This is a genomic window from Actinomadura sp. NPDC000600 (assembly GCF_040492135.1).
Lineage (GTDB): Bacteria > Actinomycetota > Actinomycetes > Streptosporangiales > Streptosporangiaceae > Spirillospora.
The window spans coordinates 1-20676 of sequence record NZ_JBEUPD010000041.1 but is presented as its reverse complement, the minus strand read 5'-3'; the positions used below and the strand labels follow the sequence as shown (position 1 = coordinate 20676).

At 72.2% G+C, this 20676-nt stretch carries 15 protein-coding genes; 9 read left to right on the top strand and 6 right to left on the bottom strand.

Translation table 11 applies throughout. The features are described 5' to 3' along the window. Positions 1-127: 127 nt before the first annotated feature. Complete coding sequence (locus tag ABWI07_RS37395) at positions 128-832, bottom strand: class I SAM-dependent methyltransferase (protein WP_149259126.1); 705 nt, start codon at positions 830-832, stop codon at positions 128-130. 66 nt (positions 833-898) lie between these two features. Here ABWI07_RS37395 and ABWI07_RS37390 point away from each other — a divergent pair, with 66 nt between their 5' ends. Together ABWI07_RS37390 and trxA are read left to right on the top strand one after the other, a co-directional pair. Then, positions 899-1885, top strand: coding sequence for a lysylphosphatidylglycerol synthase transmembrane domain-containing protein (locus ABWI07_RS37390; protein WP_149259559.1), 987 nt, complete (start codon positions 899-901; stop codon positions 1883-1885). Continuing rightward, positions 1882-2205 (top strand): thioredoxin, encoded by a 324-nt coding sequence (gene trxA, locus ABWI07_RS37385; protein WP_149259125.1) that lies wholly within the window; start codon positions 1882-1884, stop codon positions 2203-2205. Before ABWI07_RS37390 ends, trxA begins: the two co-directional genes overlap by 4 nt. Here trxA and ABWI07_RS37380 read toward each other — a convergent pair. The 4 genes from ABWI07_RS37380 to ABWI07_RS37365 all read right to left on the bottom strand — a co-directional run bounded on the left by ABWI07_RS37380 (position 2186) and on the right by ABWI07_RS37365 (position 7312). Further along, positions 2186-2929 carry an RNA-guided endonuclease InsQ/TnpB family protein gene (locus ABWI07_RS37380; protein ID WP_235036761.1) on the bottom strand — a complete coding sequence of 248 codons (744 nt, stop codon included), beginning with the start codon at positions 2927-2929 and terminating at the stop codon, positions 2186-2188. The genes trxA and ABWI07_RS37380 overlap by 20 nt on opposite strands. 187 nt (positions 2930-3116) lie before the next feature. Beyond that, a complete protein-coding gene (locus ABWI07_RS37375) occupies positions 3117-4193 on the bottom strand; it encodes a glycosyltransferase family 4 protein (protein ID WP_353821434.1) in 1077 nt (358 codons plus the stop codon). A 4-nt stretch (positions 4194-4197) separates the two neighbouring features. Next, entirely contained in the window at positions 4198-5214 is a 1017-nt protein-coding gene (locus tag ABWI07_RS37370; RefSeq protein ID WP_375708329.1) for a glycosyltransferase family 2 protein, read from the bottom strand. Between the two features lie 40 nt (positions 5215-5254). Beyond that, positions 5255-7312 (bottom strand): hypothetical protein, encoded by a 2058-nt coding sequence (locus ABWI07_RS37365; protein ID WP_353821433.1) that lies wholly within the window; start codon positions 7310-7312, stop codon positions 5255-5257. Between the two features lie 171 nt (positions 7313-7483). Between ABWI07_RS37365 and ABWI07_RS37360 the strand changes: the two genes are divergently transcribed. The 6 genes from ABWI07_RS37360 (at position 7484) to ABWI07_RS37335 (ending at position 18192) form a co-directional block, all read left to right on the top strand. Then, positions 7484-8332 carry a TIGR03089 family protein gene (locus ABWI07_RS37360; RefSeq protein WP_149259122.1) on the top strand — a complete coding sequence of 283 codons (849 nt, stop codon included), beginning with the start codon at positions 7484-7486 and terminating at the stop codon, positions 8330-8332. A gap of 118 nt (positions 8333-8450) precedes the next feature. Beyond that, the gene (locus ABWI07_RS37355) at positions 8451-9872 is read left to right on the top strand and encodes an LCP family protein (protein WP_149259121.1); all 1422 of its coding nucleotides are present in this window, start codon (positions 8451-8453) and stop codon (positions 9870-9872) included. 12 nt (positions 9873-9884) lie between these two features. Next, entirely contained in the window at positions 9885-11045 is a 1161-nt protein-coding gene (locus tag ABWI07_RS37350) for an acyltransferase family protein (protein ID WP_149259120.1), read from the top strand. Positions 11046-11229: 184 nt separating this feature from the next. Then, positions 11230-12396, top strand: a complete 1167-nt coding sequence (locus tag ABWI07_RS37345; RefSeq protein WP_353821432.1) for an acyltransferase family protein — start codon at positions 11230-11232, stop codon at positions 12394-12396. 59 nt (positions 12397-12455) lie between these two features. Beyond that, a complete protein-coding gene (locus tag ABWI07_RS37340) occupies positions 12456-14669 on the top strand; it encodes a bifunctional glycosyltransferase/CDP-glycerol:glycerophosphate glycerophosphotransferase (RefSeq protein ID WP_353821431.1) in 2214 nt (737 codons plus the stop codon). A gap of 79 nt (positions 14670-14748) precedes the next feature. Next, positions 14749-18192 carry a bifunctional glycosyltransferase family 2 protein/CDP-glycerol:glycerophosphate glycerophosphotransferase gene (locus ABWI07_RS37335; protein WP_160160896.1) on the top strand — a complete coding sequence of 1148 codons (3444 nt, stop codon included), beginning with the start codon at positions 14749-14751 and terminating at the stop codon, positions 18190-18192. A 48-nt stretch (positions 18193-18240) separates the two neighbouring features. On the opposite strand, the gene ABWI07_RS37330 is transcribed toward ABWI07_RS37335, so the two are convergent. Beyond that, a complete protein-coding gene (locus tag ABWI07_RS37330) occupies positions 18241-19722 on the bottom strand; it encodes a hypothetical protein (RefSeq protein ID WP_353821430.1) in 1482 nt (493 codons plus the stop codon). A gap of 123 nt (positions 19723-19845) precedes the next feature. Here ABWI07_RS37330 and ABWI07_RS37325 point away from each other — a divergent pair. Continuing rightward, the coding region (locus ABWI07_RS37325) for a CDP-alcohol phosphatidyltransferase family protein (protein WP_353821429.1) at positions 19846-20676 on the top strand (831 nt) is incomplete at its 3' end.

Sequence of the window (20676 nt, the reverse complement as noted above, 5' to 3'; positions counted from 1 at the left end):
GATCACTCTTTACTCTTCGAGCGTACGCCCGGAGGGCGCGCACTCGCCGGATCTCGTTCCACGCGATTCATCGTGAGGGGCCCTCCCCACACGATCACCTCTTACGCGCCCCGGCCTTTGCCCATTTCTATCTTTTTCGGGCCCGGACCAGAACGATGCTGCCGCGCTCGTTCGGGGCCGTCCGGTCGGCGAGGGCGACGAGGGGGGTGAGCGGGGCGGCCGCGTTGAAGCCGACCTTGCCCCCGTAGGTGGAAAGCGACAGGTAGAGGCGCTCGGTGGCGGCGGTGCGGAACTGGTAGCTGTACCGGACGAGGTCGAGGCCGCGCTCGTCCATCAGCTTGCTCAGGCTGTCGTGGGTGTAGGTGTGCTGGACGTGGTACTTGGCCTTGTGCGCGTCGCGCAGTTTCGGCCAGGCGTCGGCGCGGCTCAGCACGTCGGCGGACATGAAGATCTCACCGCCCGGCTTGAGGACCCGCGCCATCTCGTCCAGCGACCTGCCGCCGTCGTCGAAGTGCTCGATCGCGCAGACCGACAGGACCGCGTCGAACGAGCCGTCCGCGAACGGGAGCCGCAGCGCGTCGCACTCGACCAGCGCGGGGGCGTGCGCGAGCGTCCGCCCGTAGACCATCTTGCCGCGGGCCAGGTCGATCGAGACGGCGTCGGCGCCGCGCCGGCGCGCGCGGCCGGCCCAGTAGCCGTCACCGCCCGCGACGTCGAGGACCCGCTTGCCGCGCAGGTCGCGCCCCATCCAGTCGAGCAGCGTCCCCGCCTCGCGGTACCGGCACACGTGCACCTGGTGCCCCATGAAGGCGACCACATCCGAAATCTTCATCGCCCCCCAACTCTAGGCCGATCGGACGGCCGCGAGGTCACGTTCGCCTACGCTGGGCGCGTGAAGATGAAGGTCGTCGCCGTCCGGGGCCTGCGCGTGCTCCTGGTCCTGCTCGCGCTCGCGTTCTGCGGCTACAGCGTGGCGTCCCAGTGGGACGCGACGGTGGACGCGTTCCAGCAGATGTCGTGGGCCGCGCTCGCCGGGGCGCTCGCCGCGGGGCTGGCGGGGCTCTTCGTCTGGATGCTCGGCTGGCGGGAGTTCCTCGCCGGGCTCGGTTCGCCGCTGCCGGTGCGGGCCATCTTCCGGATCTCGGGGATCAGCCAGCTCGGCAAGTACGTCCCGGGCAAGGTGTGGGCGCTGGTCACCCAGATCGAGATGACGCGCGAGCACAAGGTGCCGCCCGAGCGCAGCTTCGGCTCGACGCTGCTGGCGGTCGCGACGTCCACCTCGTGCGGGCTCGCGGTCGCGGCGGTGACGCTGCCGCTGACGTCCGCGGCGGCGCGCCGGGAGTACTGGTGGCTGTTCCTGCTGGCGCCCGTCCTGCTGGTGATGCTCCACCCGAAGATCGTGAGCTGGGCGCTGGGCGTGCTGCTCAGGCTCGTGCGGCGGCCGCCGCTGGAGCACCCGGTCAGCCTGGGCGCGACGCTCAGGGCCGTCGGGTGGACGGTCCTCGGCTGGGCCCTGTTCGGCGTGCACACCTGGCTGCTGTGCGCGGCCGTGGGCGGCGACGGCAAGGGGCTGCCGTTCCTGGCGACCGGGGCGTACGCGCTGGCGTTCGTCGCCGGCTTCCTCGTCTTCATCGCGCCGGGCGGCATCGGGGCCCGGGAGGCGGCCCTGACGGTCGTGCTGACGCCGGTGCTCCCGGCGGGCGCCCCGGTCGTGGTCGCGATCGCGTCCCGGGTGCTGCTGACCGCCGCCGACCTCCTGAACGCGGGCGTCGCGCTCCTGCTCGGCAGGACGGCCCCGGCCGCCGGGAATGAACCGCGGCCGGAGGAACTTGTGACCGGTACGCAGCCCACGACGGGCGCGCAGCCTACGAAGGAGGGACCGTGACGGCCCCGATCACCGTGACCGACGCGACGTTCGCGGACGAGGTCCTGAGCAGCGACACTCCCGTACTGGTCGACTTCTGGGCCGACTGGTGCGGGCCGTGCCGGATGATCGCTCCGATCCTGGAGCAGATCGCGCAGGAGCAGGACGGCAAGATCAAGATCGCGAAGATGGACTACGACGCGAACCCGCAGACGCCGGGCAAGTACGGCGTCATGGGCCTGCCGACCCTGCTGCTCCTCAAGAACGGCGAGGTCGTGGAGCAGATCGTCGGCGCCAAGCCGAAGCGCGCCCTGATGAAGGTCATCGAACCGCACCTTTGACTTCCTCCCCTCCAGGGTGGGAGGGGGGTCCTACGGCTCGCGCCGTAGGGGTTTCTGCTTCGCAGCCGACTGCGGAAGGGGAGGGCCCCTGCCGTCTGACATCAGCTCCACAGACATCGCCGGGGTCTCCCCTGGCTGCGGCTCGACCAGCCGCAAGGATGTTCTTGGCCGCATTAATGTCCCGGTCGTGCCGGGTGCGGCAGCCCGGACACGTCCAGCGCCGGGTCGACGGGCTCAGCTCGGCGAGCAGATGCCCGCAGGCCGAGCAGGTCTTGGACGAGGGGTACCACCGGTCGATCACCACCAGGGTCCGTCCGGCCCGTTCGGCCTTATACTCCAATTGGCGGCGGAACTCACCCCACCCGCAATCGGAGATCGCCTTGGCGAGCTTGCGGTTCCTCACCATGTTGGCGACGGCGAGGTCCTCGATCACGATGACGTCCGCCCTGCCGACTAGGGCGGTGCTGGTGCGGTGCAGGAAGTCGGTGCGGGCGTCGCGGACCTTGCGGCAGGCCCTGGCGATCTTGATCTTGGCCTTGCGCCGGTTGCTGCTGCCGGGCCGCTTGCGGGCCATGCGCCGCTGGTACCGGGCCAGGTTGCGCTGCTTGTTCTCCAAGTGGCGGGGGTTGGCGATGCGCTCCCCGTCCGAGGTCACCGCGAAGTTGTTGAAGAGGGCGGCCTGGTCGGGGTCAGGGTAGGCCCGGCACTTGTATGCCGTCCGCATGACCACAACATTACTAGTGGATGGGACGGCTGTAAGGGTTTTCGGTTACAGCGGGGACCGCCCCTGGATGCGCCGGGCCGCCCGGCCTCACCGTGCCCCTCACCCTGGCCGCCTGATACCCCGACCAGCAGACCCCGCACCGATCATCACCTGCGCGGGCCCGCCGCCGCCTGCCCGGTAGCGGTGGTCAGTTCCCGGTCAGGGCGTCGAGGTAGGCGGCCCACAGCGGGCCGTGGTCGACCGGGCGCACGCCGGAGCGGAGACGCTCCGGCTCGCCTGGCTCGTAGAAGCGGCGCAGGGCTGAGGCGAGGGACGCAACGTCGTCCGGTCGGCAGATCAGGCCGTCGACGCCGTCGCGGATTTGGGACGTGAAGCCCCCCACATCGGTTGCGATCACCGGTAGCCCCTGCTCGTGGGCCATCCAGACGTTCTGTGACGCGGTCGCCGTCCGGTACGGCAGGACGAGCGCGTCGGCGGCGGCGAAGAGTCCCGGAACATCGGCGGCGGGCACGTAGCCGGGCCGCAGTTCCACCCGTGACGCCAGGTCGAGCGAGCGGATCAGCTCGCGGGTCTCGTCGAGGCCGCCCCAGAACTCCCCCGCGACGGTCAGCGCGACGTCGTCCGGGCCTTCGGCGAGGGCCCGGAGCAGGACGTCCAGGCCCTTGTACGGGCGGACGATCCCGAAGAACAGCAGCCGCCGGCGGACCTTCCCGTCACCGGGCGCGGCGGCGGTGGCCGTCGGCAGGTGCGCGGCCATCTCCGCGACCCGCACGGGCCGCCCCGTGAGCGTGCGCGCCAGCTCCGCCTGGGCCTCGGTGTGGACGAGCACCCCGTCGACCTTCCGCAGCAGGCGCCGCATCAGCGGCTCGTCGTACGGCTTGCGCTCGTGCGGCAGGACGTTGTGGCACAGCGCCACCACCGGGGTCCGGCCGCGGAGGCCGGCGAGGATCCCGAGGTAGGACGGCACCTGGACGGTGCTCAGCACCACCAGGACGACCAGGTCGCTCGACCGCAGCGCGCGGCCGGTGCGCCACCAGCCGTCGGGGCGGCGCCAGTCGAGCCGGCGCCGGGTCCCGGGGAACGGCTCCCCCTCCGGCTCGGAGATCGTCTGCTGCCCCGGGTACAGGAACGAGGGGTACTGGGCCCGCCACGACTCGATGACGACGTCGTGGCCCGCCGCCGCCAGCCGGTGCGCCAGCTCGGTGGTGTGCCGGGCGCCGCCGCCCTTGTAGGGGAACGCGGGCCCGACGATCGCGACGCGCATGCCGCTAGACGTCGCCGCGGGAACGGACGATCAGGTCGGCCAGCAGCGCCAGCGACGCGATGATCAGCCCCGTCACGAAGATCATGATGGTGTTGTTGGCGAAGTAGCCGAAGTGCACCACCATGTCGAACACGCCCTTGAGCAGCCCGATCACGATCAGCCACAGCGCGGGCGGCATCAGCACCTTGAGCGGGTTGAAGTACATGACCATCCGCAGCACCTGCAGGATGTAGCGGTAGGCGTCCTTGGTGAAGTGGAACTTCGACTTCCCGGCCCGCTTGGCGTAGTCGATCGGCATGTACCGGACCGGGTGCTGGTTCGACAGGAACGCGATCGTGATCGTCGTGACGCAGGAGAACCCGGGCGGCAGCAGCCGCAGGTACGGCAGCGACACCTCGCGGCGGAACGCGCGCAGCCCCGAGTTCAGATCGGGGATCCTGGTGTTGGTGAGCCGCTCGGCGATCTTGCGGATGAACCACTTGGCGGGCACCCGCAGCGCCTTGTGCGTCCCCTCCTCGGTCGTGCGCGCCCCGACGACCTGGTCGACCGCCGGGTCGGTGTCGAGGACCTCGACCAGCTCCGGGATCCGCTCGTTGGGGTAGGACATGTCGGCGTCCGTCCACACGACGATGTCGCCGCGGGCCTGCTGCGAGCCGATGCGCCGGACGGTGCCCGACCCGCTGTTGTGCTGGAACGCCATGATGCGCATGTTCGGGAAGCGGGGCGCCGCCTCCTCCAGCCGGGCGAGCGTCGCGTCCGTCGAGCAGTCGTCGACGGCCAGCAGCTCGTAGGTCTTGCCGCTGGCGTCCATCGCCTTGCAGATGCGCTCGACCTCGTCGATCACGTGGTCCTGCTCGTTGTAGCACGGCAGGACGATCGTGACGTGCACGGCGTCGGACGCGTCGACCGCGGCGGGCGCGGGACCGGGCGCGGGGACGGGATCGGGCGCGGGCGCGGGTTCGGACGCGGGCTCCACATCGGCGGGCGGCTGGGGCGTCGGCTCGACAGACTGGGTGCTCACGCAGCGCGAGGATACTCGCCCCCGCGCGCATCGGCGGCCACTACGGCCGCGCGGGCTCGGCCGTCCACACGTCCATGGTCAGCCCCCAGGTCCCGCCGGGCGGGCCGGTGAGGGTGCGCCCGTCCTGCCGCGTCACCACGTGCAGCACCCGCCGCGGCGTCCCGTAGGGGGCGACCTGGTCGGGCCTCGAAGCCATGATCACCGGGCGCCGCCCGGCCCGGTACACCCCGGCGACGACGCCCTGCACGTCGTCGCGCGACGCGGCGCCGGTCGTGCGGGCGGCGGGCAGCCCGCACATCCCGCGGACGACCTGGAGGAACCGGTCGGCGGTGGCCTGCTCGACCACCACGACCGAGGCGCCCGGCCGCAGGGAGCGGCACATCCCGTCCACCGCGGCGACCTCGCCCTGCTCGGTGCGCGTGACCAGGTAGCCGCCGGACGTCAGCACGACCGGCACGAGCATCAGCGCGACGCCGGCGACCGCGCACGCCCGCGCCGCCTTCGGCCCGTACCCGAGCCGCCGGACGCGCCGGACGGCCCAGGCCGAGGCGAACACCGTGAACAGCAGCACGCCGGGGATGACGAGGCCGATCAGCCGGCGGGACGCCCACGGATGGTCGGGGGTGATGCCGGGCCGCACCAGCACCTGCGCGGTCGTCCACACGACCATCGCGAAGGGCAGCAGCCATTCCGGCGACTGCCCGCGCAGCAGCCGCCGCACCAGCAGCGCCGCGCCCACCGCGGCGAACAGCAGCGCGGGGACGCCGATGTACCAGACGACCCAGTACAGGGACAGCTCGGAGTACTGCCGGGTGCCGTCCACCGGAAGGTGCTGGATCTTCTGGACCATCTCGATGAACCGGACGTTCAGCTCGTCGTCCCGGGTCGCGGGCGGGCGGCGGACGGTCTGCACCAGCGGCCGGACCGCGAAGCCCACCAGCACCAGCACGGTGAGGACGGCGGCGGCGCCGGGCGCCCGGCCGCGCGCGACCGCCGCGCCGGCGCGGCGCAGCCGGGTCCCCGTCCGGTCCCACCGCAGCGCGGCCGCCATGAGGACGGTCAGGACGAGCACCGCCGCGGCGATGGCCGCCAGCGGGACGAGCGACGACCGCAGGTAGGACAGGTAGGGCCGGGACATCGTGAAGCCCTCGACGACTCCGGCGCCCGCGCCGAGCAGCAGGCCCCCGGCCGTCCAGTACCCCGCCGTCCGCCGGCGCGCGATGAGCAGGCCCGCGAACGCCACCACCGGCAGGACGTCCCGCAGTCCGTCGATGCGGACGAGCACGATCAGGCCGAGCGCCGCCCCGGCGAGGAAGGCCTTGAGGCCGGCGACCCGCCCGTCCCGGCCGTCGCCGGCGTCCTCGCGGGAGTCGTACATCAGGGACAGGCCGCCCAGCAGCAGGATGATGGCGGGCAGCTCGCTGAACGTGTTGCGGGAGACGTAGAGCATCGGCAGCGTCAGCGCGAGCAGCAGCGCCCCGGCGGGCGCCCAGCGGGGGCCGACGAGGCGCGCGACCAGCCCGGCGAACGACAGCACGCAGCACGCGCCGAGCAGCGGCGCCATGAGCAGCATCCCGTGGGCGCCGCCGATCCATCCGGCGGGCGCCAGCACCAGCGGCCATCCCGCCATGAACTGCGGGACGACGGCCCCGCCGTCCTGGTAGAAGGCGGGGCTGTCGAAGCGCAGGACGCCGTGCGCGCCCCCGAACGCCCCCTCCATCAGCGGGATCGGCAGCGACCCGTGCTCGGCCAGCCAGGTCGCGAACTGGACGTAGGACGCCGGGTCGCGGCGGACGACGATCTGCTCCGAGCACATGACGATCTGGAGCACCAGGAACGCGGCGGTGACGGCGAAGACCGACCACACCGGCCAGCGCTGCCCCGGGTGCGGGCCCTCCGAGCGTCCGCCCGGAACGTTCCCGGGGCGGGACCGCAGGCCGAGCCACAGCACCAGCGCCGCGACGGGCAGGAACAGCGCGACCGCCGGGGCCGGGCGGAAGACGCCCGCCATCAGCAGCGGCAGCGACACCGCCAGCCACGCGACGACGACCAGCGCCGGGGCCGCGGTGGCCCGGGCGAGCAGCCGACCAGCGTCCATGGTTCCGCCCCGTGCTCCGGCGCCGCGGTGCCCGCCGTCGCCTTCCTCGGCGCCGGCCGGCTCGCCTCCACGGCGTGCGCCCGCCACTGTTGCGTCCTTCACCCGTGCGGAGCGTAGCGGCACCGGGGCGGTGGCGGCGCCACGACGATCATGCGGGCATACGCTCGGAGCATGAGCGCACAAGCCGGGGACGCGGGCACGCCCGCGGAGCTGCTGCGGCGGCGGGTCGCCGGCGACCCGTCCCGACCGCTGGTCACCTTCTACGACGACGCGAGCGGCGAACGCGTCGAGCTGTCCGCGCGGACGTTCGACAACTGGGTGGCGAAGACGGCCAACTTCCTGGTGGACGGCCTCGCCGCCGAGCCGGGCACCCGGGTCGTCCTGGTCCTGCCGCCGCACTGGCAGACCGCGGTGTGGCTGATGGCCTGCTGGTCGGCCGGGCTCGTCGCCGAACCGGTCGACCCCGAGGCGTTCGGGCGGGGCGGCGCCGAACCGGCCGGGGCCTCCGGTCCGTACATCCTGGCGGCGGCGCAGGAGGTGCTGGACGACGTGCTCGCGGACGAGGTGCTCGCAGGAGGGGCCGAAGAGGTCGTCGGCCTCTCGCTGCACGCGCTCGGCGGCCCGCTCGCCGACTGCCCGCCCGGCGTGACCGACTACGCGGCGGAGGTGCGCACGTACGGTGACCGGTTCACCGCCCCCGGTGTGGCCCCGGAGGCGCCCGCGCTGAGTGTGACAAAGACCACATTCAGCGGAGCGGACCTGGTGGGCGCGGCGCGCGGGGCCGTTGAGAAATGGGAGCTGGACGCCCGCGACCGGCTCCTGGTTGACATGTCCTTCGCCACACTCGACGGGGTACTGACCGGTCTTCTCGCACCACTAGCCTCGGGTGCTTCCGTCATAATCCAACGAAACTTTGACAAAGCCGCCCTAGATCGTCGCCTGACCCTGGAGCATGTGACGGTGGTGGCCGGTACGTCCGGACCGAATGCGGAATCCGGCTCCCCGTACCGCCTCCCCTGACCTACGCTTCCCTTTGCCCTCGTCCCGTCCGTTCGAACCATGAGCCCACGGGCCGCCCCCAGCCGGGGAACGGCCCCCGGACCCCCGGAACCGCCCATACCCCCGGACCTCGGAGCCGATGAACAGCAACCCGATGTACATGGAGTACGTCGACGACGCCGACCCGCAGCCGGCGCCGCGACGCGGCTGGCGCATCCTCGGCTGGGTGTGCATCGGACTGTCGGCGGTCATGGTGGTCGGTTCGCTCACCGCGTACGGCCTGTACCGCCAGGCGTTCGGGAACATCTCGCACGAGGACGTCAACGCCCAGCTCGGCCCCAACCGGCCGAAGAAGCTGAACAGCGCGATGAACATCCTGATGCTCGGGTCCGACACCCGCGAGGGCGCGAACGCCAAGTACGGCCGCTCGCTGAAGAACGAGGTGCCGCGCTCGGACACGATGATCCTGCTGCACCTGTCCCCCGGCGGCGGCCAGGCGATGGGCATCAGCTTCCCCCGCGACCTGATGGTCCGGATGCCCTCCTGCAAGAGCCGCAAGGGCGGGGTGATCCCGGCCCAGACCCGCGCGCAGATCAACTCGGCGTTCAGCAACGGCGGCGCGGCCTGCGTCATCAAGACGATCGAGAGCATCTCCAACATCCGCATCGACCACTTCATGCAGGTCGACTTCAACGGGTTCAAGTCCATCACCAACGCCGTCGGCGGCGTGCCGGTGTGCCTGCCGAAGGACGTCAACGACCCCAAGTCCAAGCTCAGGCTGAGCAGGGGCAAGCACGTGATCAAGGGTGAGACGGCGCTGGCGTACGTGCGCGTCCGGCACGGCCTCGGCGACGGCTCCGACACCGACCGCATCAAGCGCCAGCAGAAGTTCATGGGCGCGCTCGCCAGCAAGGCGATGAGCGCGGGCGTGCTCAGCAACCCCCGGCGCATGCTCCAGCTGATGAACGCCGTGACCAAGTCGCTCACCACCGACAAGGAGCTGACGCCGCAGGTCATGATGGACATCGGCCAGGAGATGCAGGGCATGACCTCCGGCAAGCTGCGCTTCGTGACCGTCCCCTCCGGGCCCGACCCGCTCGACCCGAACCGGGTGGCGCTCACCCCGAACGCCCAGCCGTTCTTCGCCGCCGTCCGCAACGACAAGACCGTGCCGAAGGAGCCCAAGCCGGGCGCCACGAAGATCCCGCCGAGCCAGGTGCGCGTGCGGGTCTACAACGGCAGCGGCATCGACGGGCAGGCCGGGCGCGTCGCCACCGACCTGGAGTCGCAGGGCTTCCAGGTCACGGTCGGCGGGAACGCCCCCTCCCCCACCGCCGTCACCAAGGTGATGTACGGTTCCGGTGCCGACCAGCAGGCCCAGACCCTGACCGCGCTGATCCCGAGCAACCCGCAGGCCGCGGCGCGCACCACGGGCGGCACGCCGGGCGTCGTCGACCTGGTCGTCGGACGCGACTGGACGAAACTCAAGAGCGCCGGCAGCGGCATCCCGAAGCAGCAGGGTGAGATCCGCGCCAGCGACGACATCTGCAAGGAGACCTGACCGGGCAGCCGTATGACCTACACCACCAGGCCCTCGGGGGCCGACGCGGCACAGCGAGACGAACGGCCGTCGTCCACGGACCCGGCGGCGCCCCCCGCGGCGGGGGCGCCCGGATCCGCGGGCACCGCCTCCTCCGGCGGGGCGGCGCCGCAGGGCCCCGCGCGCAAGGTGCGCGACCCGTTCTTCGACAACGCGAAGTACTTCGCGATCCTCCTGGTGGTGGCGGGACACTCCCTGGCCAACCTGCTGAACGTCCCGATGGCCAAGGGGCTCTACCTGTTCGTCTACATGTTCCACATGCCGCTGTTCATCGTGATCACCGGCTACTTCTCCCGGAACTGGACGTTCGCCGGCGGCAAGGCGCGCAAGCTCATCACCAACGTCGGGGTGCCGTACGTGGTGTTCGAGTTCGCCTACTCGCTGTACGACTGGCTCGCGGGCCGCAACCACCTCGAGATCAGCCTGCTGAACCCGTACTACCTGACGTGGTTCCTGTGCGCGCTGTTCATGTGGCGGCTCTCCACGCCGGTCTGGCAGCAGATCCGCTGGCCGCTCGCCGTGGCGACGGTGTTCGCGCTGCTGTCGTACATGAGCGACCTCGGCGGGACGTTCGACATCCACCGGGTGATCGGGCTGCTGCCCTTCTACGTGCTCGGCCTCACGCTGAAGCCGGCGCACTTCGAGCTGCTGAAGCGGCCGGCCGCGCGGCCGATCGGCGCGGCGGTGCTCGCCGCCGGCCTCGCCGGCTCCTACCTCGTCATGAACCACATGTCGCGGGACTGGATCTACTGGAAGCACCCGCACTTCGCGCTCGGCGTCGGCAACTTCGCCGGCACCCTGATGCGGCTCGCGATGTTCGCCGCCGCGGTCGTGCTCGTCGCCGCGTTCCTCAGCCTCGTCCCGCGCCGTGAGCACTGGTACACCAAGCTCGGCGCCTACACGCTCTACGCCTACCTGCTGCACGGGTTCGTCACCCGGCTGCTCAACTTCACCGGCTGGTGGGGCGCCGACTGGATGCACACCCCGCTCGGGGTCGTCATCGTGGTCGCCGGCGCCCTGGTGGTCGGAACGTTCCTGTGCTCCGCCCCCGTCGTCCGGACGATGAGCTGGGCGCTGGAACCGAAGATGACGTGGGTCTTCACCCCCCTGAGAAGGCCCGCGCGCTCCCGCTGAACACCCGGCCCGCTCCCCCCTGAGGCCCGAACCCCCCGGAGATATGACCGACGTCCTCCCCACGCCGCCTCCCGCCACGGGCAGTACGCCTCCCGCCACGGGCAGTGCGCTAGCCGCACCCACCGCACCTCCCATACCCGCCGCACCTCCCATACCCGCCGCGCCCCCCATGCCCACCGCTCCCATGCCCGTCGCTCCCCTGCCCGCCGCGCCTCCCGTCCCCGGCCCGCGCCCCGCGCCCGACGCGCCGCTCGCGGCCGGTGCACCCGGTCCGGACGCCGGGAGCGCGCCGACCGCGGCCGCCCCGGACGCGGCGGCGCCGAAGCCCGCTCCGCGCGCTCGGGACGCGTACTTCGACAACGCCAAGTTCTTCACGGCCGTCCTGGTCGTGGTCGGCCACTTCTGGTCCCAGTTCGGCGACAGCCGGGCGGCACACGCCGCGTATGTCGTCCTGTACGCCTTCCACATGCCGGTCTTCGTCTTTGTATCCGGCTATTTCTCGCGCGGATTCATGCGTTCGACGGACAAGTTCCGGAGCGTCCTGCCCACACTGGTCGTCCCCTATGTGATCTTCATCGTGCTCTACCGGGCGCAATTGGTCCTCCTCAACGGGGTCGAATTCCGGCTGAGCGAGCTGTTCCGGCCGCATTTCCTCATGTGGTTCCTGGTGGCGCTCGTGTTCTGGCGGCTGAGCGCCCCGCTCTGGGGGCACCTGCGCCACCCGGTGGCCGTCTCGGTGGCGTTCTGCCTCGTCGGCGGGAGCTGGGCGTTCACCGCCGACTCCACGCTCAGCCGCACGGCCGGGCTGCTGCCGCTCTTCGTCCTCGGGCTGACCGTCGACCCGGAGCACGTGCGCCGGCTGCGCGCCGGCCGGGCGCGGTGGGCCGGGCTCGCCGTGCTGGCCGCCGCCCTCCCCGTCGCCTACGTCTGGGAGCTCGGCACGGTCGTCCCCAGGATCGACAGCGGTCTCCTCTACTGGAACCAGGGCTACGAGGCCATGGGCTTCGGCACCGCCGAAGGCATGATGTGGCGGCTCGTGGCCCTCGCCTTCGCCGTTCTCCTCGGCGCCGCCTTCCTCGCGTGCGTCCCGCGCGGCCGGTCCTGGTACACCGAGATGGGGACGCGGACGATGTACGTGTACCTGCTGCACGGGCTCGTCATGAAGTCGTTCGACTACACCGGCGTGCTGGACGAGCCGGTCCTGCACAACCCCTTCGGCATCGTCTCGGTCACCGTGGCCGCCGCCGCGCTCGGCGTCGTCCTCGCCACCGCCCCCGTGCGGCGGTGCACCCGGTGGGCGGTCGAGCCCGACGCGCGGCGGCTCCTCCGCCCCGCCCCCGCCAGGACCTGAGGTTCAACGCTGACCTGTGGGTATAGTCCAGAATCACCGAGTAGTTGATTGGCCTTCGCGTGAGCTCTGATCACGACATCTCTTTGAGCGTCATCGTGCCCGTGCACAAAGTGCAGGGGTACATCAGGCAATGCCTTGATTCCATCCTCGACCCGGATCTCCCCAATCTCGAAGTCATCGCCGTCGACGACCGCTCACCGGACGGCTGCGGTGAGATCCTCGACGAGTTCGCCGAGCGCGACCCGCGCGTCAAGGTCCGGCACCTCGGCGAGAACGTCGGGCTCGGCCGCGCGCGCAACATCGGGCTCGACATGGCGACGGGCGACTACGTCTGGTTCTTCGACAGCGACGACTACGCCACCGAGGGCGCCGTCCGCGCGATCTGCGACCGCCTCGCCGAGACCCGCCCCGACGTGCTGGTGTTCGACTACGCCCGGGCCTACTGGAACGGCAAGGTCAAGCGCAGCATCATCAACGACCTGTTCCGCGAGCCGCCCGCGCCGGACGTGTTCACCCTCGCCGAGCGGCAGAGCGTCCTCGAGATGATGATGACGGCGTGGAACAAGGCGATCCGCCGGGAGTTCCTGCTCGACCTCGGGCTGCGCTTCAGCGGCGGCTACTACGAGGACGTCAACGTCACCTACCCGATCCTGATGGCCGCCGAGCGGCTCAGCCTGCTGGACCGGGTCTGCTACATCTACCGGCAGCGCCGCCGCGGCGCGATCACCAAGACCGCGAGCGCGAAGCACTTCGACGCGTTCGCGCAGTACGACCGCATCTTCGAGTTCATGGACGGGATGGGGGCGAAGGCCGACCCGTTCCGCCCGCTGATGTTCGACCGGACGATCTGGCACCTGCTCGTCATCCTGGAGCGGCCCGACCGCGTCCACGGGTCGGAGAAGGCCCGCTTCTTCGCGGAGATGTCGAAGACGTACGGCGAGTACGAGCCGGCCGGGCACGTCCCGCCGGACGACAAGCCGTTCCTGGCCGACAAGCACCGGATGATCAAGGCGGGCGACTTCCGCGGGTACGAGCGGGTCCGGGCCGCCGAGGCCAAGGACAAGGCCGGGAGCCGGGCCGGCAAGGCGGCCAAGATCCGCAAGCGCGGCGTGCTGCTGGGCAAGGAGCTCGCCAAGGAGCGCTACTACCAGATGCAGCGGCGCCTCCCGGTCGAGGAGGACCTCGCCGTCTTCGCCGCGTACTGGTACCGCGGGTACGCCTGCAACCCGGCGGCGATCTACGAGAAGGTCCGGGAGCTGGCCCCGGACATCCGCCCGGTGTGGATCGTCAAGCCCCGCGCGCGCAGGACGATGCCGGAGGGCGTCGACTTCGTCGTCGCCGGCTCCGCCGAGTACTACCGGACGCTGGCCCGCGCCAAGTACTTCGTGAACAACGTGAACTTCCCCGACAACTACGTGAAGCGGCCGGGGCAGGTCCACATGATGACGCAGCACGGCACGCCGCTGAAGAAGATGGGCCTCGACCAGATGGAGTACCCGGTCGGCGCCAACGACATGGACTTCAAGGCCCTCATCGCCCGGTCGGACCGCTGGGACTACCTCGTCTCGTCCAACCCGCTGTCGACCGAGGCGTGGGAGCGCGGGTTCCCCTGCGACTACGAGATGCTGGAGATCGGCTACCCGCGCAACGACCGGCTCGTCCGGGCCGACGGCGACGAGCGCGCCCGGCTGCGCGCCGAGCTCGGCGTCCCGGACGGCGCGACCGCGATCCTGTACGCGCCGACGCACCGCGACTACCAGCGCCGCTACACCCCCATGTTCGACATCGGGCGGGTCGCGGACCAGCTCGGCGACGGGCACGTCCTGCTGCTGCGGGCGCACTACTACTACAAGATCAAGAACATGGCGGCCGACCTCGGCTGGCCGGAGGACCGGGTCATCGACGTGTCCCGGCACCCGTCCGTCGAGGACCTCATGATCGCCTCGGACGCGCTGCTCACCGACTACTCCTCGGTCATGTTCGACTACGCCAACCTCGACCGGCCGATCGTGGTCTACGCCAACGACTGGGAGACCTACCGGCTCACCCGCGGGGTCAACTTCGACCTGACGGAGACCCCGCCCGGCGTCGTCGCCACCACCGAGGCCGAGCTGGTCGAGGCGTTCACGTCCCGGTCCGCGTGGAGCGACGCGGCGGCGAAGGACCTCGCCGACTTCCGCGCGCGGTTCTGCCCGTGGGACGACGGGCAGGCGGCCGAGCGCGCCGTCCGCCGCATGTTCCTCGGCGAGAAGGTCCCGAACCCGCCGCGGTAGGCCGCGCGGCCGGACGCCGCCGCGGCGGCGTCCGGCGACCGCCCCGTCATGCCCGGTCACCCCCGAAGGAGTGGGTCGCTTGTCCGCCAGCAGGGTCAGTGTCGTCGTGCTCGCGCACGGGGCCGGGGAGTCGCTCGCCGGAACCCTCGCCTCGATCGCCGCCCAGTCGCACACCGACCTGCGGGTGCTGGTGGTGGACGACGGCGCCGGCGCCGCCGCCGGGGCCGTCCTGCCCGACGAGCGGTTCCGCGTCGTCCGGCAGGGCGCGCCAAGCCGGGGCGCGGCGCGCGGCCTCGGCGCCGCCGGGAGCGAGGGCGACTTCCTGCTGTTCGTGGACGGCGGCGACGAGCTGCCGTCGGAGGCCGCCGCGACGCTGGTCGAGGCGCTGGAGTCGTCCGGGTCCGACATCGCGGTAGGCCGCGAGGCCGAACGCCGCGGGACGGACCGGGCGGCCGCGTGGCGCCCCGTCGAGCCGTCCCTCCCGCCGGTCACCGGCACGGACGTGCGCCGCACGCCCGACCTCGTCCGCGAACGCGGCCTCTCCGGGAAGCTGTTCCGGCGGTCGTTCTGGACGTCGCACGGGCTGGAGTTCCCCGACCTCGGCCGGTACGAGGACCTGCTCCCCGCGCTCCAGGCATTGCATGTTGCGACGGGCGTCGACGTGCTGCCCGACGTCGTCCTGCGCCGCCGGGGCGAGCGGTTCCCGGCGACGACGGAGGCACAGGAGATCGCGGACGGGTTCGCCGCCGTCGCCCTCGCCGCCGCCTGGCTCGGCGAGCACGGCCACGCCCGGTCGCGGCGGCGGCTCCAGGCGCTCGCGGCGGCCGAGGAGCTGCGGGTGTTCCTGGACGCGCTGCCGGACCTGCCCGCCGACGAGCGCGAGCAGGTCGTCGCGCAGGCCGCCGGCTACATGGCCGGGCTGCCCGCGAAGCTGCTCGCCGACGTGCCCGCGCTGACCCGGCTGAAGTGGCATCTCGCCGCCGCGGGCCACACCACCGAGCTGGTGAAGGTCGTCCGCTACGAGCGGGGCAAGGCCTCCCCGGCGATCGTCCGCGACCCGCTGCGCCGGTACGTCGTCTACCCGTACTGGAAGGACCCCAAGGTCGCCGTCCCGCGCGAGGTCTACCGGGCCCGCGACGAGCTGCGGATGCGGGGCCGGGTCCACGCGGTCGGCTGGGACGGCGACCGGCTCACCGTCACCGGCGAGGCCTACATCAACTCGGTCGGCATGCGGCGCCGCTGGACGTCGGTGAAGGCGATGACGCTGCGGACGGCCGGACGGGCGCTCCTCGCGCGGGCCCGGCAGACGCCGGCGCCGGGCAAGCGGTCCGGCTGGTCCGGCTTCGCGTTCGACTTCGACGTCGGACGGCTCCGCCATCACGGGAGGTGGGTCGAGGGCGTCTGGACCGTCGAGGCGTCGGTGCTGGCCGCCGGCGTGTTCCGGCGGGGGCCGCTGCGCGGCGGCAGGTCCGGCACCGGGGCCCAGCCGCCGTACCGCTACGTCGCGGACGGCGTGCGCGTCGTCCCGCGGATCGACGACGACCGCCTCGTCATCGAGGTCGAGCGGGTCCGGGCGGCGGCCGTCGCGCTGCGCTGGGACGGCGGCGAGCTGGTGATCGAGGTGGAGGCGGACGAGCCGCCGGGCGAGCTGGAGCTGGCGCTCGGCGACGAGAGCATCGCCGTCCCGGTCACCGCGAGCGGCGGCCGGTACGCCGCCCGCGTCGACCCGGAGTCCCTCGAAGGGGCCCCGCCGCCCCCGGAGGAGATCGACGACACCCGCGACTGGGCGGTCCGCGCCGCGGGCCGGCCGCTGGTGCTCGCCGAAGGGGTCGCGGACGTCCAGCGCGCGTTCGGCCCGCTGGAGGTCGCCGCGGGCCGCGGACCCGGCGGCTACCTGCGCGTCCGGCGCACCACGGCGCGGCTCACCGTCGACGGCTGCGCCTGGCGCCCGGACGGGACCCTGGTCCTGACCGCGACGCACCCCGCGCTCACGGACGGCCCTCACGCGGAGGGCCGTCACGGGAGCGGGCAGGTCGTGCTGCGCGGCCGATGGCACCGCAAGGAGCACGCGTTCGACCTCGTCGCCGACCCGGCCTCCGGCGCGCTGCGCGCGGAGGTCCCGGTCGCGGCCGTGCCCGGCGTCGCGGGCGTCCTGCCGCTGCGCCCCGGACGCTGGGACGTGCTGTTCCGGCCCCCGGGCGGGCGCGCGCTGACCGTCCGGCTGTCGCCGGAGGCGCAGCGGGACCTGCCCGAGCCGCTGGAGGTCGCGCGGCGCGGCTACGCGCTGGAGGCGCGCGACGGGCTGCTCGCCCTGGCCGTGACGGGCGACGTGTCGCCGGAGGAGAAGAGCGCCGGCACCAGGCACCGGGAGGAGGCGCGCCGCCGCGTCGACCGCGACGGGCTCCGCGACGCGGTCCTGTTCTCCTGCTTCAGCGGGCGGCAGTACTCCGACAGCCCGAAGGCCGTCCACGAGGAGCTGGTGCGCCGCGGCTCGGACCTGGAGCAGCTCTGGGTGGTCAACGACGCGCAGGTGGAGCTGCCGGACACGCTGCGGGCCGTCCGGCTCCAAGGCAGGGAGTGGCACGAGGCGCTCGCCACGTCCCGCTACATCGTGACGAACCACCGGCTGGGCGACGCGTTCCGGCGGCACCCGGACCAGGTCGTCGTGCAGACCTGGCACGGCACGCCGCTGAAGAAGATCGGCGGCGACATCAAGGAGGTGCACTTCGCCTACGCGCCCGGCATGAAGAGGGCACTCCAGTCGCGGACGAAGGACCCCGGGCCCGCCGTGCCCGAGTGGAGCCACCTGGTGTCCCCCAACCCGTTCAGCACGGAGATCTTCCGCCGCGCGTTCGCGTTCAGGGGCGAGATGCTGGAGGTCGGCTACCCCCGCAACGACCTGCTGCACAGCCCGGAGGCGGGGACGGTCGCCGAGCGGGTCCGGGCCCGGCTCGGCATCCCCGAGGGCAAGCGGGTCGTGCTGTACGCGCCGACGTGGCGGGACGACCAGTACTACAGCCGGGGCCGCTACAAGTTCGACATGCGGATCGACCTGGAGCGGGCCCGCGCCGCGCTCGGCGACGACCACGTCCTGCTCGTCCGGCTGCACACCAACGTCGTGGACGGCGTCCGCGAGGACGAGCACGGCTTCGTCCGGGACGTGTCGGCCTATCCCGACATCACCGAGCTGTACCTGATCTCCGACATGCTGATCAGCGACTACTCGTCGGTGATGTTCGACTACGCCAACACCGGCCGGCCCATGCTGTTCTTCACCTACGACCTGGCCGACTACCGGGACCGGCTGCGCGGCTTCTACTTCGACTTCGAGGCCGAGGCCCCCGGGCCGCTCCTGGAGACCTCCGGCGACCTCGTCGACGCGGTCCGCGACGTCGAGGCGGCCACCGCCGGGTATCGCGACCGCTACAAGGACTTCGTGGCGCGTTTCTGCCCCCTGGACGACGGGCAGGCCGCGTCCCGTGCGGTCGACCGCGTCTTCGGCACGACCGGTCGAGGCCTGTAGGAGTCATCGGAAGGCGCGGCCGGCCTCCGGCACGGCTTCCGGGGCGGTTCAGGCGTCGACCTTCTCCTTGGGCGCCGGACGGTCCTCGTCGCGCGGTGCGGGCACCCGCGGCGGGCGGAGCGGCGGGAACAGGGCCAGGCCGAGCGCGACGCACGCGAACGGGACGGCGGGCAGGACGTAGCGGTAGTCGAAGTCGGCGGTAGCGGCGGGGACCACCAGCAGCGCCAGGCTCGTCCCCCACGGGAGCAGCGGGCCCGTCGCCCAGTGCCGCACGGACCGGCCCGGGCGCCACCGCCCCTCCGAACGCGCGTGCAGCGCGGCCGCGGCGAGCGCGCCGAGCAGCAGGACGCCGAGGATCGTGCCGGGCATGACCACGCGGTCCTGGTAGGCGAGGACCTGCCCCGCCCACGGCCGGACCACCCGGGTCTCGCCGTCCGGGCCGTAGTGCCGGGCGAGGCGGGCCTGCTTGTCGCTCCACGCCTCGCCCTCGGGGAACTCGTACTGGAGCCACGTCCACGGCGTGGGGTACGGCTGCCGGTGCCAGGCGAACGCCCGCAGCGTGTCCCTGACGACGACCTCCGCGTAGCCGGCGGGCTGCGCCCTGATCGCGGCCCACGCGAACTCGCCCGCGAGCCTGTTGCCCTCGTCGCCGTAGACCCAGCCGGGGATGCGGCGGAACGGGGAGTCGGGCGTCCACATCACCGAGAACGACTTGGAGATCCGCGGGTCGCTGCGCTTGGGGCACATGACCGCCAGTTCGGGCCGGGGCCTGATGACCCGGCAGTCGGCGAACGCGGCGGTGCGCCCGTACAGGAACACCTGGTCGGCCTTGGCGAGCTTGTACTGGCCGTACTCCGCGTGGAACCAGAAGACGTAGCCGGCGACCGGGAGGACGAACGCCGCCGCGGCGGCGGCGCAGGCCCTCCAGCCGGCCCGTCTGATCGCCATAGCCGCCAGGATCAGGGCGATCAGGGGGACGCCCGCCGTCCGGGTGAGGGCCGCCCCCGCCGTGAGGATCCCCGCCGCCGCGCCGAGCCACCAGGTCGTCCGGCGCCGCCACAGCACGACCGCGACCGCGGCGAGCAGCAGGAACGCGAACAGCGAGTCCGACATGAGCATGTGCTCCAGGGCGACCTGGTGCACGGGGACCAGCACCGGGACGGTCAGGAGCGCCGCCACCGCGCCGGGCAGCCACGCCCGCCGTCCTCCCGCCTCCGCGCCGGGCAGGGCCGCCCGCCCCGCACGCCAGACCAGGACGTACACCAGAACGCCGGTGAGGATCCCGATCGCGTGCTGCACGGACACCATCACGGTGAAACTGTGGAACGGCTTGAGCAGCCACAGCAGCATCGGATATCCACTGGGGCGGGTCGGATCGGGCCGGAACTCGACGGCGGCCTGCAGGTAGCCGGGCGAGTCGCCGAACCACAGCGGCGCGGGATAGGCGAGGACGGCGAGGGCCCGGATCCAGACCGCGACCGCGACCACTCCGAAGAAGGGGAGGTGAGGCAGGACGGAACGCACACGCACCCCGCGTCGCATACCCCGGAATTTGATCGTCATGTGACCGGACGATCACGATCCGGGAGATCAGCGGTGACCGGAACCGGACAGCCGCTACCATCGGACCGCTCCGCGAACGAAAGGAACCCCATGGCGAACTTCACGCTCGACGACGTTCGGCAACGGACGTACAAGGCGCGTGACGCCTGGTGGACCGTGCTGCTGGTCGACCCGCTCGCCGCCAGGCTGGTGAAGTTCACGGCCAACCGGACGCGCGTGACGCCGAACCAGCTCACCGTCGGCGCGCTCGTCCTCGGCCTCGCCGCCGGCGCCTGCTTCGCCGTCGCGTCCTGGCCGTGGCTGCTCGCCGGCGCGCTGCTGTACCACCTGTCGTTCACGCTCGACTGCATGGACGGCAAGATCGCTCGGCTGAAGGGCACCGGCTCGGTCTTCGGCGCCTGGCTCGACTACATCTTCGACCGCGTCCGCGTCCTCGCCTGCGCGATCGCCCTGATGGCCGGGCAGTACGCCGCCACCGGCAACGTCGCCTACGTCTGGACGGCGCTCGGCGTCGTCTTCCTCGACATGCTGCGCTACATGGACGCGCTGGAGATCTACAAGGTCCGCTCGCAGATGCGGACGACCCTCAACGCGGCCCGCGAGGAGGCCAGGACCCTCGAACTCGCGGCCCGCCGCGCCAACGGCGAGATCGCGGACGCCGACGAGGACCTGCGCTCCGCCGAGGCGCTCACCGAGGACCCCGAGGCCGACGCGGAGAACCGCGTCGTCGGCGACGACCCCAACATCGCCGTCCTCCAGGCGGGCTTCAACCAGCGCTTCCCCTGGTACGCCCGCATCCGCAACGTCCTCATGGCGGGCCGCATCCGCCCGCACCTGATCAGCGGCATCGAGTTCCAGATGGGCGTCTTCATCGTCGCCCCCATCGCCGCCGCGATCGTGCCGGGCGCCATCATCCCCGTG

Excerpts from the sequence above, each read along its gene's own strand:
- ABWI07_RS37365 (WP_353821433.1), bottom strand. The coding sequence starts at position 7,312 with ATGGACGCTGGTCGGCTGCTCGCCCGGGCCACCGCGGCCCCGGCGCTG.
- ABWI07_RS37395 (WP_149259126.1), bottom strand. The coding sequence starts at position 832 with ATGAAGATTTCGGATGTGGTCGCCTTCATGGGGCACCAGGTGCACGTG.
- ABWI07_RS37375 (WP_353821434.1), bottom strand. The coding sequence starts at position 4,193 with ATGCGCGTCGCGATCGTCGGGCCCGCGTTCCCCTACAAGGGCGGCGGC.
- ABWI07_RS37380 (WP_235036761.1), bottom strand. The coding sequence starts at position 2,929 with ATGCGGACGGCATACAAGTGCCGGGCCTACCCTGACCCCGACCAGGCC.
- ABWI07_RS37355 (WP_149259121.1), top strand. The coding sequence starts at position 8,451 with ATGAACAGCAACCCGATGTACATGGAGTACGTCGACGACGCCGACCCG.
- ABWI07_RS37390 (WP_149259559.1), top strand. The coding sequence starts at position 899 with ATGAAGGTCGTCGCCGTCCGGGGCCTGCGCGTGCTCCTGGTCCTGCTC.
- ABWI07_RS37360 (WP_149259122.1), top strand. The coding sequence starts at position 7,484 with ATGAGCGCACAAGCCGGGGACGCGGGCACGCCCGCGGAGCTGCTGCGG.
- ABWI07_RS37345 (WP_353821432.1), top strand. The coding sequence starts at position 11,230 with ATGCCCGTCGCTCCCCTGCCCGCCGCGCCTCCCGTCCCCGGCCCGCGC.
- ABWI07_RS37350 (WP_149259120.1), top strand. The coding sequence starts at position 9,885 with ATGACCTACACCACCAGGCCCTCGGGGGCCGACGCGGCACAGCGAGAC.